The organism is Sorangiineae bacterium MSr12523 (assembly GCA_037157775.1).
Taxonomy (GTDB): domain Bacteria; phylum Myxococcota_A; class Polyangia; order Polyangiales; family Polyangiaceae; genus Pendulispora; species Pendulispora brunnea.
Window position 1 is genome coordinate 10,055,752 of the sequence record CP089982.1, and the last position, 16,861, is coordinate 10,072,612.

Annotated in this window: 11 protein-coding genes; 6 read left to right on the forward strand and 5 right to left on the reverse strand. The window is 65.6% G+C overall.

From position 1 onward, the window contains the following. Positions 1–195: 195 nt before the first annotated feature. Both LZC95_39360 and LZC95_39365 read right to left on the reverse strand, forming a co-directional pair. Positions 196–1,338: an acyl-CoA dehydrogenase family protein gene (locus LZC95_39360; protein ID WXA92496.1), complete on the reverse strand. Its 1,143-nt coding sequence runs from the start codon at positions 1,336–1,338 to the stop codon at positions 196–198. A gap of 104 nt (positions 1,339–1,442) precedes the next feature. Then, entirely contained in the window at positions 1,443–2,393 is a 951-nt protein-coding gene (locus tag LZC95_39365; GenBank protein ID WXA92497.1) for a S1 family peptidase, read from the reverse strand. A 228-nt stretch (positions 2,394–2,621) separates the two neighbouring features. On the opposite strand from LZC95_39365, the gene LZC95_39370 reads away from it, so the two are divergent. Together LZC95_39370 and rsmA are read left to right on the forward strand one after the other, a co-directional pair. Next, positions 2,622–4,199 (forward strand): DUF58 domain-containing protein, encoded by a 1,578-nt coding sequence (locus tag LZC95_39370; protein WXA92498.1) that lies wholly within the window; start codon positions 2,622–2,624, stop codon positions 4,197–4,199. Next, positions 4,196–5,041, forward strand: coding sequence for a 16S rRNA (adenine(1518)-N(6)/adenine(1519)-N(6))-dimethyltransferase RsmA (gene rsmA, locus LZC95_39375; GenBank protein ID WXA92499.1), 846 nt, complete (start codon positions 4,196–4,198; stop codon positions 5,039–5,041). The genes LZC95_39370 and rsmA overlap by 4 nt, the downstream gene beginning before the upstream one ends. A 222-nt stretch (positions 5,042–5,263) precedes the next feature. On the opposite strand, the gene LZC95_39380 is transcribed toward rsmA, so the two are convergent. After that, a complete protein-coding gene (locus tag LZC95_39380; protein WXA92500.1) occupies positions 5,264–7,852 on the reverse strand; it encodes a tetratricopeptide repeat protein in 2,589 nt (862 codons plus the stop codon). A gap of 90 nt (positions 7,853–7,942) precedes the next feature. Next, positions 7,943–8,896, reverse strand: coding sequence for a GGDEF domain-containing protein (locus LZC95_39385; GenBank protein ID WXA92501.1), 954 nt, complete (start codon positions 8,894–8,896; stop codon positions 7,943–7,945). 219 nt (positions 8,897–9,115) lie between these two features. Here LZC95_39385 and LZC95_39390 point away from each other — a divergent pair, with 219 nt between their 5' ends. After that, positions 9,116–9,997 carry a DMT family transporter gene (locus LZC95_39390; GenBank protein ID WXA92502.1) on the forward strand — a complete coding sequence of 294 codons (882 nt, stop codon included), beginning with the start codon at positions 9,116–9,118 and terminating at the stop codon, positions 9,995–9,997. 89 nt (positions 9,998–10,086) lie between these two features. Next, a complete protein-coding gene (gene uvrA, locus LZC95_39395) occupies positions 10,087–13,011 on the forward strand; it encodes an excinuclease ABC subunit UvrA (protein WXA92503.1) in 2,925 nt (974 codons plus the stop codon). Between the two features lie 185 nt (positions 13,012–13,196). Here uvrA and LZC95_39400 read toward each other — a convergent pair whose 3' ends face one another. Continuing rightward, positions 13,197–14,174, reverse strand: a complete 978-nt coding sequence (locus LZC95_39400; protein WXA92504.1) for a hydrogen peroxide-inducible genes activator — start codon at positions 14,172–14,174, stop codon at positions 13,197–13,199. 132 nt (positions 14,175–14,306) lie between these two features. Here LZC95_39400 and LZC95_39405 point away from each other — a divergent pair, with 132 nt between their 5' ends. Together LZC95_39405 and LZC95_39410 are read left to right on the forward strand one after the other, a co-directional pair. Further along, positions 14,307–15,713 (forward strand): cytochrome-c peroxidase, encoded by a 1,407-nt coding sequence (locus LZC95_39405; GenBank protein WXA92505.1) that lies wholly within the window; start codon positions 14,307–14,309, stop codon positions 15,711–15,713. 9 nt (positions 15,714–15,722) lie between these two features. Further along, on the forward strand, positions 15,723–16,859 hold the full coding sequence (locus LZC95_39410; protein ID WXA92506.1) for a metallophosphoesterase: 1,137 nt from the start codon (positions 15,723–15,725) through the stop codon (positions 16,857–16,859). Positions 16,860–16,861: the final 2 nt, after the last annotated feature.

Here is a 16,861-nt window from a genome sequence, read left to right on the forward strand (position 1 = left end):
GCCCTCACGCGCGCGCTTGTTAGTGTCGCTGATGCGGCCCCCAGAAATTGAACAGGGAGGCGGGGAGACGGGGAGGTTTTTTGGGGTTCCTCTCAGCGCCGTTGGCCGAAGGAAAACCCTCAAAATCTCCCCGCCTCCCCGCCTCCCTGTAAATCTTCTTGGGTGTCTATGGAGGGACGGGCGCGGCGGCGAACGTCACATGAGCAAATGCTTTGCGATCACCATGCGTTGCACTTCGCTGGTGCCCTCGCCGATCTCGCAGATCTTGGCGTCGCGCAGGTGGCGTTCGACGTCGAACTCGCGCGTGTAGCCGTAGCCGCCGTGGATCTGCAGGGACCGATTGCACGCGCGTGTCGCCGCTTCGCTTGCAAACAATTTGGCCATGGAGGCCTCTTTGCTGTAGGGGCGCTTTTGATCGGCGAGCCAGGCCGCGCGGTATGTGAGGAGTGAGGCCGCGTCCAACTCGGTCTTGCTGTCGGCGAGCATCCATTTGATCGCCTGGAAGTCCGCGATGGGATTGCCGAATTGCTTGCGATCCTTTGCGTAGTGGACCGCCATGTCGAGTGCGCCGTAGCCCAAGCCGAGGGCCATGGCTGCAATGGACACGCGACCTCGATCGAGGATCTGCATCGTGTCGGAGAAGCCGCAGTCCACCTCGCCGACGCGCTGCGTATCGGGCACCCTCACTTCTTCGAAGGTGAGCTCGACGGTGTCGCTGGAGCGGCAGCCGAGTTTTTCCAGGTGCTTGGACGCCGAGAAGCCTTTCGTGTCTCGGTCGACGATGAAGGCCGTGATGCCCTTTTGCTTGGGCGCGTCCGCATTGGTGCGGGCCAGAACGACGCAGAAGCCGCCGACGCTTCCCTGGGTGATGAACATTTTCGTGCCGTTGATGACCCAGTCGTTGCCATCGCGGCGGGCCGTCGTGCGGAGGGCGGCCGAATCGCTTCCGCTACCTGGCTCCGTCAGGGCCCAGGCCGCGAGCCACTCGCCGCGGGCGGCCTTTGGCAGGTAGCGGCGTTTCTGCTCTTCGTTTCCGAAGGTGAGAATGTGGCCGGTGCCCAAGCCGTTGTGCGAGGCCAATGTCAATGCGAGCGAGCCGTCGATCTTGGCCGTCTCCTCGACGCAAATCGCATAGCTGACCGTGTCCATCCCCGAGCCGCCGTATTCCTCCGGGATGCGGATCCCCAGGAGTCCCATCTCGGCAAGCTTCGGGATGATCTCGTGCGGGAAGCGCTCCTCCTTGTCCCATTGGCGCGCGTGCGGACGAACCTCGGATTGTGCAAAGTCACGAACGGATTGGCGAAGCAACGCGTGGTGTTCGGTGAACGAAAAATCCATGGGGGCGGCCCTCCATACCACTGCACCCCTCCTCCGGCTAGATGGCTCGCACCGCTGCAGGCCAGTACGTGCGATGCCCAGGCGCGTCACCGAGCGCGAGCGGTTTAGAGCGTCATGATGCAGGCCTTGACGCTGGTTGCTTCTTTGCAACGAAAACCCGCGAGGCAGCGGTCACCGCTGCCGCAGGAGCGTGTGCAATAAGCCTGATCTTCGTCGCGGACGCACATGCCCGTGGTGCATTCGAAGGCGGATTGGCAAGGCTGGCCAACGTCGGTGCCGGGCCTCGACTTCTTCGGGCTCTTGGCCCGTGGACGGCCTGCGTCGGCGGCGTCGAGATCGTCTTGGCGCATCTGTTTGGCAAGCGCCATGGCCTCTTCGACCAGGCTGCGTTGGATGTCGATGCGCGCGTATTCGGCGGGTGCATCGCACGGATTGCCGCCCTGCGTCACGATGCCGACGACTTCGCCCGTGCCCTCGTCGAGGGCGACGCCGCCCGCGTCGCCTTGGCAGGTGGCCTCCGCCACGAGAAAGCGATCCTCCACGACGTCCGTCACGGCGACGTGCTCGCGCGCGAGCTTGACCAAGGGCTCGTTCGTCGAACGCTGGCCAAACGACACGGTGCGAATGCGCTCGGTGCGTTGCGGGGGCTCTTCGCGAACGGGAACCGGCGTCGTATCGGGAAGGTCCCGGTCCAGGATGAGGAGCGCCAGTTTGGCGTCTTCCGCCGCGTTCACAACGAGCTCGCGACCGCGGGCGAGAAGCTGCTGCGCGGCAGGATCCTCTCCGCCATAAAGAAGGAGGGACGATGGATCGCGGTCGGCGACGCAGGCGCGGGCCGTAAGAACGAGGTTGGAGCCGAGGGCGGTACCCGTGCAAAGCCGCTCGCCTGCGATGCCGAGGGCGAGCACCGCGGGATCGCGCCCGCGACTTGGTGCCCCCGACACGGGGGAGGAAGACTCCACGGCGAGCGCGAGCGGTGCGCCTCCCGCGTCGTCCCGCGGGGGTGAGGCGCGCATTTCTTTGCTGGAGCCGCACGCGACGCATGCGAACCACATGACAAGCATCCAAAGCGAAGTTCGGTCGTGCATGCCCGAGCGGATTGCGATCGGCGTGCCGCCGCCAAAACACGGAAAATCCCGCGTCTTCAAGGCGCAATCGCCTGTCCGGGACAGCCGCGAGGGTGTCCCGGACGGAGGGTCTAGGGGTTAGGGGTTAGGGAAGAACCAGGCATGCTACCCTCCACCCCTCTCTCCCTAACCCCTAACCCCTAACCCCTCCCCCCAGTGCGACTGCACCCGACCCGTGCGACCTTTCACGTAGCCCTTGCCGGCGCGGCGGTCGCGTCCATGGGCGTGGCGCTGCGGCTCGGGGCGGTGGTCGCGTTCGGTGGCGCGATGATCCTTGCGGTGGCCGTTGGGCGCGCCTTTGCGCTCGCGGCCGTCACGCGCCTCCGTGCGGCGGGCTTCGAAATGGTGTGGAGCACCACGAAGCGCGTTCTGCGGGTCGCGCGCGGCGAGACGGTGACGTTCGGCGCGGAGCTTCGCAATCGCAGCAGCGACGAGATGCGCGGCATCTCGGTGCGGGCCATCGCATCGAGCATGCTCGACGCCACCGTGGAACCGGAAACGGTGGACCTTTTGCCAAACTCGCGGCTCGAGGTGAAGGTCTCCATCCACGCGAAACGCGTGGGCCGGTGGGGGGTGCACGGCATGGCCCTCGAGGTCCGGGGCACGCCGGCGGGCGGCGAGGCGCTCTACGAGGTGCCGCTCATGTTCGCCAATCCATTCGGCATCGAGGTGTTTCCTCGGTCGCTGCACGCGCTGGTCACTTCACCGCGCGGCGGACGCTCCCGGCGCGCGGCCGAGGCGGGGCGTGCGGCACCGGCCCTCGGCGAGGGCGATGAGATCCGCGAGCTGCGAGACCACGTGCCGGGCGATCCCTTCAAGCGCATCGCATGGAAGGCCAGCGCCCGGCGCGGCCGCCTCATCGTGCGCGACATGGAGCGCGAGGAGCGCGACGTGGTGTGGCTCGTGCTCGATGCCTCGGTGGAGCTCTGGGCTGGCCCCGAAGGCCGCGCCCCCCTCGATGACATGGTCGACGAAGTGGCGGCGCTGGCGGCGCGTCATCTGGCCCGCGGAGATCGGGTGGGCCTCGCGGTGTTGGCGTCGCGCCCGCGGACCTGGCTTTCGCCGGCCAGCGGCGCGCCCCACGCGGTGAAGATCGCGGCGGCGCTGGCCAGCGCGGCGAGCATGATCGACGTGGACCGCTGCGAGCTCGACGAGTGGGAAATCGCGCAGCGCGTGTCCGAGCATGCGCGGCCGCTCGATCCGCGCGGGCTGCAGGACATCCCCAAGTCGAACCTGGATTTGCTCGCGGCAAGGGCGCAGGCGCTGCGTGCACGCGCCCCCTTCGCGCCGCGCATTCCCCACGCGCCGACCACGCGGGAGCAGCAGCTTCGGCATTACATCGCGGCCTTCGGCATCGAAGTGCCGCCGCGGGTCGAGGGTGAACGCGAGAAGACACACGCGACCATGGCCGGCGCCCTCGATATGATCTTCAATGACAAGAAGGCCCGGGCGAGCGTGCTTTACGTCTTCTCGCCGGCACCGGCGCCCACGAGCGAGATCCTCACCGTGCTTCGCCGCCTGCGCGCGCGGCGGGTGGACGTGCGCTGGTCGCTGCCGCCGTTCGAGCGCGCGGTGCCGGCGCCCGTGGATCGCGAGGGCATACCGACACGCCTGCACGAGGTGGTGGAAGAAGCCGTGTGGCTTCGTGCGATCGCCGCACGGGCACGCGCGGAGAAGATCCTGCGGCGCCTTGGCGTGCGTCCGCGGGTCACGGAGCGACGGATCGCCGGATGAAAGACTCACGTACCCTGCTCCGCGAATCGGGGCTCGCACCGAAGAAGAGCTTTGGACAGAATTTCCTGGTCGACGCCCACGCCGTTCGGTCCATCGCCTGCGCGTCGGTTCCCGATGCCGAGGTTGGACGCGCCGTCGTCGTGGAATTGGGCGCCGGGCTGGGGGCCCTCACCTCCGAGCTCGCCGCCCGGGCGCGCCTTCTCGTCGCCGTCGAGCGCGACCGCGATCTCGTACCGGTGCTCGCGCGCACCTTCGGCGAGGCCATCGAACGCGGAAGCCTGGAACTGCGCGAGGCCGACGCCAAAACGGTGGATCTCGAAGGCGTCTTCGCCCGGGCCAGCGACGGCGAACCGCGCGTCCTCTGCGGGAATCTGCCGTATCAAATCACGGGTGCCCTCATCGAGCGCGCCGTGCAGAGCGCGACCTTCATCGACCGGGCCGTCTTCATGGTCCAGCGCGAGGTGGCCGATCGCTTGCTCGCGGCGCCGGGCACCAAAGAGTACGGCGCATTGACGGTGTTCACGCGCGCCGCGTTCGACGTGCGGAAGGTGCTCGCGGTGGGCCGTGGCTCCTTCTTTCCGGCCCCCGAGGTGACCAGCACCGTGGTGGAGCTCGCGCCATGCCGCCCGCCGCGCGCGGCCGAGACGAACACGTTCCGCGCCTTGGTCAAAGGCGCGTTCGGGGCGCGACGCAAGACCCTGCGCAACGCATGGAGCTCCCTCGGCAGCGAGCGCATCGCCGCCGCCGCCGAAACGTCGAACATCGACTTGAATGTGCGCGGCGAGACGCTCGACGTCGTCGATTTCGCCCGCATGGCGCGCACACTCGACGGCGAGCGCTAAAATCAGCGAGCGCGATCCTCGAACAGCGTCACGAAGAGAAGAAGAAACCGCCAGGACGCCAAAAGAGAGGCGCCAGGATCGCCAGGTGAACAAACGATAAACTCTCAATTTTTGGGAATTTATCGTTGGTTCAGTTGGCGATCCCGGCGGCCCCTGGTCCTGGCGGTTTCTTTCTTCTTGTTCGAGAATCGTGCTCGCCCGTTTTTAGAGCGAACCGTCAGTCTAGGGGTGCGCGCCCAACTCGGAGAGGGCGAGGATGGCGTCTTTGCGCTCTGGGGCAGCCTTCGGCGACAAGTCGAGGTAACGCCGGTAATGCTCGATGGCGTCGGCGAACTTGCCGGCTTTTTGCAGGGCCTGCGCGCATGCCAGCTGGGCGGGAACGAACCACGGCGGGGCCGGATCCATTTTGTTCGCCTCGCCGACGGCGAAGACGAGGTGCTTCGAAGCGTCGCCCACGGTGCCGCGCTCGAGGAGGAGACGGCCAAATCGGTATTTCCAATAAGGCTGCGCGTCGTTGATCTTCAGGGCCTTCTGCCACGTGATGAAGGCGTTCTGCGAATCGTTGCGCGCCTCGTAGCTCTCGGCCAGGTCGGCGTAAATCTCGCCGCGCTCAGGATCGAGCTCCACGGCGCGTTTGAGATCGGTGATGGACTCGGCGGTGGTGCCGGCTTTGCGTTGGGCAATGCCACGCTGCCAATAGCCTTCCGCGAGGCCGCGCTCGACGGCTCCGACGTTGGGAAGCTTGGCGCGCGCTTCCTCGAGCTTGGCCTCGGCGTCCTTGCCGCGGCCTTTGAGCGCGAGAAGCCGGGTTAATCCAGCATAGGGCAAGGCCGCGTCGTTGGATTTGGCATCGGCCGCGCCGATGGCGCGAAGGTATTCGCGTTCGGCGGCCTCCTGGTTGCCGAGTGCTTCGTCGCTGCGGGCGAGCCAGTACGCAATGCGCAGGTCCTTCGGGAAATCTTTGCCGGCGGCCGAGAGCTGCGCCTTCGCCTCGCTGATGCGATCGAGGGACAGCTTGGCTTTGGCTGCACCGGTGATGGCGGCCGAGGAGGGCTCGCTCTCGAGGGCCCTTTCGAAACTGGCCAGGGCCTCGGCGTGCTTGCCTTCGCCGTACGCGATTTCGCCTTGCGCCACGAGCAAATCGCCCGCGCTCGGATCGAGCTTCGCACCTTGCTCGAGGGCGGCCTTCGCCTCGGCGGCTTTTCCTTTGGCCGCCTCGGTGATGGCGCGCAGTGCCCATGCGTCGGCGAGCTCGCGCGGGGATGCGGCCTCACGGGCCGGGCCTTCGAGAACGGCGGCGAGATCTTCCGCAACGGCGGCGTCGGTGTGTTGGCGTTCCCACGCGGCCTTGGCGCGAAGGACGCGAGCGCCAACGTGCCGCGGGGAGGCGGACAGTGTGGCGTCGATGGCGTTGGCGAGCTCGCTGGAATCGTTCGCGAGGTAGTGGGCGCGGGCCAGGCCGAAGTGCGCGCGGGCGGTTCGACGTTTCGCGAGGGCGCGGGTAAAAGCCTCGAGCGCGGCGGGGGCATCTTGCGCGCGCAGGGCCATTTCACCGCGCACGGCGAGCGCGTCTTCCGAGGCGTCACCGCCCGAGGCGAGAAGGGACTTGGCTTTGTCGACGTCGGCGGTGGTGGAGAAGCGAAGTTGTACTTCGGCGTCGGCGAGTTGGACGTATTCGGCGAGGCCTTTTGCGCGCGGCGCCTGCTGTTGGGCATGGGTGAGCGCTTGGAGTGCGGCCTTCGCATCCGGGAAGACGTCCGCACCCAGGCTGACGCGCGTTTTTTCGGCGGAGGCGACGAGGAGGTTCGCGTATTCGTCCGCGTGCAGTTTGTCGGAGATGGCGATGCGCCCGAAGGCTCCGTAGGGCGTGGCCTCGAGGGCCAGGCCCGCAACGGCCACGAGGCCGATGGCCCAGACGGGTGCCCGGCGTGGCTTCTTTACTGCAACTGAGACACTCGGTTCCGGTTTCGCGGGCTCTTTCGCCGCAACGGGCTCGGGCTCCTCCGGCTCGGGCTCGGAGACTTCCGGGGCCTCTTTCGCGGGCTCGGGTTCGGGTTCGGATTCCGACTCGGATTCGGATTCCGATTCCGATTCCGATTCCGATTCCGACTCGGATTCCGATTCCGAGTCGGATTCCGATTCCGATTCCGACTCCGACACGGATTCCGATTCCGACACGGACTCCGATTTCGCGGGCTCGGGTTGGGGCTCCTCTTTGGCCGAGACCTCTTCGACCGGTTCCTCCGGTGCGATCTCTTTCGGCGATGACTCGGGGGGCGGAGGTGCAACCTCTTCGACGAGCTTTTCCGCCGGTGCGGTGTCTTTGGACGACGGTTCGGGAGGCGGAGCGGAGTCGACGCTCCAGTCGAGACCTTCGAGGATCGCTTCGTCTTCGGCGACGGCGAGGAGCGCGGCGTCTTCGGCGCCCGAGGCGTCGGCCTCCTTCACCTCGAGGACGGGCTCGTCGCTGAGCGAGGGCATCCTCTTGCGCTGACCCGCGTACGGCATCGTGTTCGCGCGCTTCTTCAACGGCGAATCGGCTTCGGTGGCGGGCGCCGTCATCCCCATCATCGGGAGCGGCGGCGTGGAGCGCATCGGGATCGGCGGCGTGGAGCGGGGCGGCGGCGTCGATGGGGACGGCGGCGGCGTGGACGGAGACGGTGGCGGCGTGGATGGGGACGGCTTCTGCGGATTCAGAATGTCATCGAGCGTCCCGAAGATCAGCGTGCTCGTTCCCGCACGGCGAAGCCGGGCTGCGGCGGCCTTCTTCCCTTCGACCATGAAATTGTGCCCGCACTTCGGGCATCGCATGGGAAGCCCCGTCGAAGGGACCCTGCGTTCATCGACCTGGAACGGCGTTTTGCACTTCTCGCACTCGACACGGAGCATGGATTCAGGGCTTTATATGGCCACGCGGTTCTTTCCTCCACGCTTGGCGCGGTACATCGCCTGATCGGCAGCGCGAAAGAGACCTTCGGCATCCGTTGCATCGCCCGGCAACGAGGCGACGCCGAGGCTGATACCCGGATGGACGGTGATGCCATTGCGTTGGAACACGTGCGCACGGATCGCCTCGCGGATGTTGTCCGCAATGCGCACCGCCTCGTCTTTGGCCACGCCCGGGAGTGCCGCCGCGAATTCGTCGCCGCCGAAGCGCGTGGCGAATCCCTGCGCGGCGATCACGCGGCCAATGACCTGACCCGAGGTGCCAATCACGAAGGCCCCCATATCATGGCCGTGCGTGTCGTTGATGCCCTTCACCCCGTCGAGGTCCATCACGATGCAGCTCACCACGTCGACGGTTCCGATGTCCACCGCGGCCACGGTCGTCGCCAGCTGCGCGTCGAAGCGCCGCTTGACCCAGAGACCGCTCAACTCGTCTTCGCTCAGCATTCGCTCGAGCTCGGCGTTGAAGCCTTGCTGGATGGCGTCCTGCTCTTGGAATTCCAGAATCGTCTTGCCGAGGACGATGCGATCGCCCGGCTTCAGACGCGAGTCCGACACCCGTTCGCCATTGAGCAACGTGCCGTTCGTGCTCGAAAGATCGACCACGGCCCATTCGCCCGCGCCGCGATCTTCGAAACGGACGTGCCGCCACGAGACGCTTTCATCGCGCAGCGGAAGGCTCGCGGAAGGATCGCGCCCAACCTCCACCGAGCGGTCCAGCCGAAGCCGCATGCCGACCTCGGGCCCGGCCACCACCATGAGCACGGGCCGCGAATGCTTGCGCAGCTCGGCTTGGAGCGCCTCGCGAAATTGATTGTTGTCGACCAGGGGCTTGGTCCGCAGATGCGCTTTGCGCGGCCTCGAACCGCCCTTCGAGTCATCTTCGGGCATGCGAGCCCAGGGTATCACAGCCCGACTCCCCTTCTTCAAGTTTGGCCCTAGTGTCGCGCCGGAGCCATTTTTTCGATGCCAACGTCGCCAAGTAGTCTCGGAGCCATCCCACTTTCGCCTTCTCTTGCCCGCGGTTCAGAAACCCGCGTTTCCGCGAGCGGAACCGGGACCGCCGCCTCAGCAAGCGCATCCGTTGTAGACGGGCCAAGATCCGGGAACGTCGCCGCCTACGGCTGGATGGCGCTGAGCGCGACCCTCTTCGCCGCAATGTACTTCTTCGCGCACCTGGCCAGCACGGGTCGCAACGTCCCATGGACCTTGGTCGCCGCCACCCGCGCCGCCATGGGAGCACTCGTGGCCATTGCGGTGGCCAAGATGCGCGGCGTTCCCTTCGTGGCCAAAAGCACACCGAAGATGTGGATGCGCAGTGCCTTCGGCACCGTCTCGATGCTCTGCACCTTCTATGCGACCGGCACCCCCGATCTGGCTCTGGGCGATGCCATCACCTTGGTGAACCTCGCGCCGGTGATGCTCGCGTTTCTTGCGCCCTTGATGCTGGGAGAGCGCTCGGGGCGCCGCATGGCAGTTGCCATTCCGTTGTCGCTCGCTGGCGTCATTTGCATCGTCCGGCCAGCGTTCATTTTTGGCCACGAGGTGGCGAACGCCAAAATGCTCATTCCGGCGTCCGTCGCCATTGCGGGCTCCTTTTTCGGCAGCATCGCCATGATCATGCTGCGTCAGGTGAGCGATCGCGAATCACCGGAGGCGATTGCCACACATTTTTCCCTGACCGCCGCAGTTGCCATGCTGCTCCTCTCCATTCCGGGCATGTGGGAATCAGGTACCCTGCCGGGCGTTGTGGATTTCGGCATCATGGTGGTTGCCGGACTCTGTGCTGGGTTTGCGCAACTGGCGATGACCCGCGCGTATGCCCTGGAATTGGCCGCCCGGGTGAGCCCGTTCAGTTATTTGCAAGTCGTGGTCGGCGCGCTCTTGGGAGCGTTCGCCTTATCTCAATGGCCGGATCGGCTAGCAATCGTCGGCATGCTGTTGGTCATTGCGGGCGGCGTATTCGTGAGCATCGTAAGCCTTCGCGAACAGCGACGAAGGGCCACGTAGTTCACTCACCAATCCCTCGGACGGGAATTCGAAGAGCGCGCTATGCCCCATTTGCCGATTGGTTCGTGCTAGTTGGTGAATGAGGTTTGATGGATCGTCTCGTCGTCGTCGGCGCGCGACAACACAATCTGAAGAACGTCGATTTGTCGCTTCCCCGCGGCAAATTGGTGGTTTTTACCGGCCCGAGTGGCTCGGGTAAGTCCTCGCTGGCGTTCGATACGATCTACGCGGAAGGCCAGCGGCGTTACGTCGAGTCGCTGAGCGCCTATGCGCGCCAGTTCCTCGAGCAGCTCGCCAAACCGGACGTGCAACGCATCGACGGCCTGTCGCCCGCCATCGCGATCGAGCAGCGCCCGCTGGCCAAATCGCCGCGGTCGACCGTCGGTACGGTCACGGAAATCGCGGATTACCTGAGGCTACTTTTTGCCCGAGTGGGCGTGCCTCACTGTCCCAATTGCGGAAAGCGCATCGAGGCGCAGACGGTCCAACAGATCGTCGATCATGTTTTGGCGCTGACCGATGGGACGCGGCTCTCGATCCTCGCGCCCATCGTGCGCGGGCGGCGCGGAGAGCTGAAACTCGAGCTCGAGCGCCTGCGTCGCGAAGGTTTCGTGCGCGTCCGCATCGACGATTCGGTGGTCGACCTCGGGGACGAGATCCAGCTCGATGGGCGCAAAGCGCACGACTTGGACGTGGTCGTCGACCGCATCGTCCTCAAGGAAGGACTCAAAGGTCGTCTAACCGACAGCGTGGAGCTTGCACTCAAGTTGGGTGACGGACGACTGCTCGTCGCGGTGGAGGGCCAGGAGCCGTTCTGGCTTTCGGAGCGATTCGCCTGCGTCGATTGCGGGATTTCGTTGCCGCCCATCGAACCGCGGATTTTCTCCTTCAACGGCCCCCACGGTGCCTGTCCCGCGTGCGATGGATTGGGGGCGCGCGTGGTGGTGGATCCCGAGCGCGTGATTGGCGATCCAAAGCGCACCTTGCGCGAGGGCGTGGTGCTCGCGTGGGGCCGGCGCGGATCCGTGTCGTTGGCCACGGAGGTGGCGCGGGCGGTCGAAGCGCTGAGTGTCGATCCCGACGTGCCGTGGGGGAAGATGCGCGAGGCGCAGCGGAAAGCGATTCTGTTCGGGCTGGGCACCGAGGCGGAGCCCCCGCCCGATGGCGCGAAAAAGAAGCGCGGGAAGAAGAAGAATTACGAGGGAATCGTGCCGCGGCTCACCGCACTGCAGATGGCGGACGGCGAGAACGGCGAGGACTTCAACGACGACGATCCCGATGCCAGCGAGGGCGCGATTGGGGAAGACGAGCTCGGGCGATTCCTGGCCACGCGCACGTGCGACGCGTGCCATGGGCGACGGCTTCGACCCGAGGCGCTCGCCGTGAAGCTCGGTGGAAAGGACATCTCGGAGCTTGGCACGATGCCCTTGCGGCATCTCGGCGCCTTCTTGGATGAATTGAAGGCCGAGAACGGCGCCGGGGAGGACTTGGCCGCACGCGAGCGCGCGATTGCCGAACCGCTCATCAATGCGGTGACGGCGCGTCTCGGGTTTCTCGTCGACGTGGGGCTCGACTACCTCTCGCTCGATCGAAGCGCGCAGACGCTCTCCAGCGGCGAGGGCCAGCGCATTCGCCTGGCCACGCAGATTGGCGCGGCGCTCGTCGGCGTCATGTACGTCCTCGACGAGCCGTCCGTCGGACTTCACGCGCGCGACAATGCGCGCCTCATCGAGGCGCAGGCGCGTCTGCGCGATCTGGGCAACACCGTGCTCGTCGTCGAGCACGATCGCGAGGCCATCCTCGCGGCCGACCACGTCGTGGACATGGGCCCCGGTGCGGGCGTGCATGGCGGAAGGGTCATCAGCCAAGGCACACCGGCCGAGGTCATGGCCGATCCGGCGTCGCTCACCGGGCCGTACCTCTCGGGCGAGCGCACGCTCCCCATCATGCGCGATCGGCGCGTGTCCGGCCGCGGCGAGGTGCGCGTCGTCGGGGCGCGCGCGCACAACCTGCGGAACGTCACGGCGGAGATCCCCATTGGCCTTTTGACGTGCATCACCGGCGTCTCGGGCAGTGGGAAGTCCAGCTTGATCGTGGACACCTTGCTGCCCGCCGCGCGGAGCAAACTGTATATGGCCACCGCGCCCGTGGGCGAGTGCGACGGCGTCGAGGGGCTCGAGCAGATCGACAAAGTCATCTCCATCGACCAAGCCCCGCTCGGCCGCACGCCTCGGTCCAACCCGGCCACGTACACCGGCGTGTTCGCGCAACTGCGCGAGCTCTACGCGAACCTTCCCGATGCGCGGGCGCGCGGGTACAAGCCGGGGCGATTCTCCTTCAACGTCAAAGGCGGCCGCTGCGAAGCGTGCCAGGGCGACGGCCTTTTGCGCGTCGAGATGCACTTCCTGCCGGACATCTTCGTCACCTGCGACACGTGCGGCGGCAAGCGGTACAACCGGGAAACCCTGGAGATTCACTACCGCGGACTCTCCATCGCGGACTCCCTCGAGCTCACCGTCGAGCAGGCGAGCCAGACCTTCGACGCCATCCCGCGCGTCTACGAGCGGCTCGAGGCTCTGCGCAAAGTCGGACTCGGGTACCTCACCTTGGGGCAATCGGCAACGACGCTCTCGGGCGGTGAGGCGCAGCGCGTGAAGCTCGCGCGCGAGCTTGCGCGCAAGGCCACGGGGCGCACGCTCTACGTGCTCGACGAGCCCACCACCGGGCTTCACTTCTCGGACATCGAGGTCCTGCTCAGCGCCCTCTTCGATCTGCGCGACCAGGGCAACACCATCGTCATCATCGAGCACAACCTCGATGTCGTGGCCTGCGCGGATTGGGTCGTGGACCTGGGTCCCGAGGGCGGCGAAGGCGGCGGCAAGATCGTCGCCGTGGGCACGCCAGAGCAAGTCGCCAAGAGCGGCATCGCGCACACGAGCCACTACCTGCGCGAGGTGCTCGATCGGGCCAGCGACACGCAGCCCAAATCGAAGCGCATCAAGTCCGCCGGGTAGCGGCCGAAGAATTTGAACAGGGAGGGGGGGAGGCGGGGAGGGATACGGCACAAATCCCACCGCGCACCGAGGCTGGTTTGGGTTTTAGTTGGCTCACGAAGCCAACTGAAAACCTAAAAAAGCCTCGGCATGCGGTGGGATTCGCGTTGTTTCCCTCCCCGCCTCCCCCCCTCCCTGTTCAATCTTCACTTCTTCCGGCGGTGCGCGGGTAAAATCGGCGGGATGACCGCGTCCGTCGGCCGGCGGCGCAGCGAAGCGGGGAGCCCCTCGGTCAGAATGGACAGCACGGCATCGGCCAGCGGGCGGCGCTCCTGTTGCCGCGCGTGAATCAGGCTGATGCGCCGCACGGGAACCGGCGGCGAAAAGGGACGCAGTTGGGACTTTCGCTCGGGGGCGAGACGATTGGCGACGAGCTCGGGCAGCAACGTGAGGCCGTGCCCGGTGTCGACGATGTCGATGAGCGTGTCCAGGCTTCCCGCCTCGAAGCGCACGCCGCCGTCGGACGGCTGCTGCCGCAGGTCGATGCTACACAAATGGAGAATCTGCGTGCGGAAGCAGTGCTCCTCGGAAAGCAGCCACGGCTTGTACTCCACGAGATCGCTCTGGCGAATCTCGGGGCTCTTGCTCAGCGGATGCTTGGGCGAGAGGTACACGAAGAATCGCTCGAAGCCGAGGTGCCGCTCATGAATGGCAGGGCTACCCAATGGCGTGACCGCAAGACCGCCGTCGACGGCATCTTCCAAGAGACGGCGCACCAAAAGATCGGTCGGTAGCTCTTCAATGACCAAGTGCACGCGCGGATAAGCTTTGGTGAACGACGCAACCAATCGCGGAATCAATGTGCGGGCCAACGTGGGAATGACACCCAGCCGATACGAGCCCGCGACCTCGTCCGACGACTGCGTCACATCCGGAAGGCGGGCGCACTCGCGCAGCACCAACCGCGCCTGCGTCACAACGCGCGTGCCCACGTCCGTGGGCACAACCGGCGATTTTCCTCGGTCAAAAAGGCACACTCCGAGGATCTCCTCCAGCCTACGGATCTGCATGCTGAGCGCCGGTTGAGACACACGGCAGCTCTCGGCCGCGCCGCGAAACGAACGATGTTCGTCGACGGCGAGGAGGTAGCGCAGTTGTGTCAGCGTCAATGCGGATACATCCATGTCGAAACCTTCCGCGTAGTCGTATCACCCGAACCGAAGCGTAGCGATAACTTGAAACTATCAGCTCATCATCGTCTTCGATTGGAAGGTTTTCGCGTTTAAGCAGAGAGTCTTTGGTCGGAGGTGGTCGTCATGCGACGAGAGGACGTCGAGATGCCCCACGTTGGCCGATGGCGCAGGGGGGCTCGTGTGAGCTTTCTTGCCGTACTGATTCTGGCGGGGGCCACGGCAGGCGCCGTGAGCGCCCAGCCGCAACCTGCGAAACCAACCCCGCCGCAACCGCCTGCGCAAGCGGCACCGCCTGCAGCATCGGCGCCGCCGATCTTGCTCGGCAATGGGCCGCACGGGGCGATGCCCGCGACGGAGCAACTCACCAAGCTCCCCGGCCTCTTTCCCAAGGAGCCGGACGGGGCTCCGCCGGCGGGCGTCGCCGACAGCTTCTGGAAGGTGCTCGTCCCCTCGGACAATGCCTTCGATCCGAAGCGTGTTGCGCTGGGCAAAAAGCTGTACTTCGACACACGCCTCTCGCGCGATGGAACCGTCTCGTGTGCGACCTGTCACGACGTGAGCCGCGGCTTCACCGATCGACGCCCCACGTCGGAAGGCGTCGATGGCAAGCTCGGGCGCCGCAATGCCCCGACGTCGATGAACGCGATGTTCTTCAACACGCTGTTCCTCGATGGCCGCGCCGCCTCGCTCGAAGAGCAGGCGCGGTTGCCCATCGTCAACCCGATTGAAATGGGCATGCCCGACGGCGCGGCGGTCACCAAGGCGATCGCAGCCATCCCCGAGTACCAGCGCGACTTCCAGGCTGCGTACGGGCGGGCCGTGAGCTACGAGGACATCGGCCGCGCGATTGCTGCGTTCGAGCGAACCCTGGTGTTCCTCGATGCGCCGTTCGATCGGTTCACCGTGGGCGAGGCGACGGCGCTGTCCGACGATGCCAAGGCCGGCTGGGCGCTCTTCAATGGCAAGGCGCGCTGCTCGACCTGTCACCAATTCAGCTCGAACAGCCCGATTGGGACGAACAACAAGTTCCACAACATCGGCGTCTCCGCACGGCATCAAGACTTCAACAAGCTGGCCAGCAAGGCCCTCGCCTCCTTGGAGAAGAGCAACACCAAGGAAACGATGGATCAGATGGCCCTCGAGACCGACCTTTCCGAGCTCGGGCGCTTCGTGGTGACCCGCAACCGCTCGGACATTGGCGGGTTCAAAACATCGCAGTTGCGCAACATCGGAATCACCTCGCCGTACATGCACGACGGGTCGATGCAGACGCTCTGGGACGTGGTGGATCACTACAACAAAGGCGGCGAGGCGAATCCGTTCCTCGACGGCGGCATCGAACCGCTGGCGTTGAGCGAGCGCGAAGTCGACCAGGTGGTGGCGTTCCTGTTCACGCTGACCGACAGGCGGTTCGCCGAGGCGAATCAAAAAGAATTCGATCGCCAGCGCGCGGTGGCCCAAAAGAACCGCCCCTTCCGCGACGAAGCGCTCGCCAATCGGAAGAAACTGCCCTTCGAGGCCCAGAAATAGAGGTCCGTCATGACGACGAAAAAGAGCGCCTGGAAGAGCATCGAAACGAAGCACATGGAGGAGCGCGATAGCCTGTTTCGCGGGCTCGCGAAGCTGGATCGCCGCAGCTTCATGAAGGTCTCCCTCGCTGCCGGTGCCGCGGTGGCGAGCCAAGGCCTGGTCACGCCGCACTCCTTCCAACCGGTGAAGGTGGCCTACGGGCAGACACCGGGCGGACAAAAAGGGAACTTCCGTTTCGCATACATCTCCGATTCGCACTTGTACGAGCGGAAGTTGAATGACCGGTTCGTCAATGCGCTGATGCGCGCGGTGGACGACGTGAATGCGATGGATCCGCAGCCGGACTTCGTCTTTTACGGCGGCGACCTGGCGCAGCTCGGGCAGCCGAAGGAGCTCGAGCTGGGTGCGCAGATCCTGAAGAGCGTGAAGGCTCCGCTCCGGATGATGGTGGGCGAGCACGACTGGTATTTCGATTTGGGCGACAAGTGGCGCGAGCTCTTCGGGCAGCCGCAATATTCGTTCGACCACAAGGGCGTGCACTGCGTGGTGCTCAACAGCGTCGTCGAGAAAGACTTCTGGTCGGCGCGCAAACTCTCGCCGATGGACCGCATGAAGACCGTGGCGGGGCTGGACAACGGCGTGCAGAGCCCCTTCACCGTGGGCGACGAAGGCCGCAAGTGGCTGGCCCAGGACCTGGCCAAGATCCCCGCGTCGACGCCGCTCATCGTCTTTTCGCACTCACCGCTCTACAAGCTGTACAAGCCGTGGAACTTCTGGACCGACGATGCCGAGCAGGTGCAGGCCATCTTGCGCAAGTTCCAGAATGTGACGGTGCTTCACGGGCACACGCACCAATTGCTGAGCAATCGTATCGGCAATATTTCCTTCCACGGGTTCCTCTCCACCGCGTGGCCTTGGCCGTACGCGCCGGAGGGTTTGCCCGAGCTCACCGTTCAAATGGCGCGGCCGGATCCGTTCGATCCGCAGGATGGCTGCGGCGATGGTTCGGTGCAGGTGTTGGCCAATGGCTTGGTCGACAAAGTTTACAATCTTTGGAACCGCAATCCCGTGACGGTGCGGTCCTCTTTCCTGGCGAGCAAGGGCGGCAAAGACAAGCCGGCGGCGGCCGCGCGAACGAGCTTCTGAGA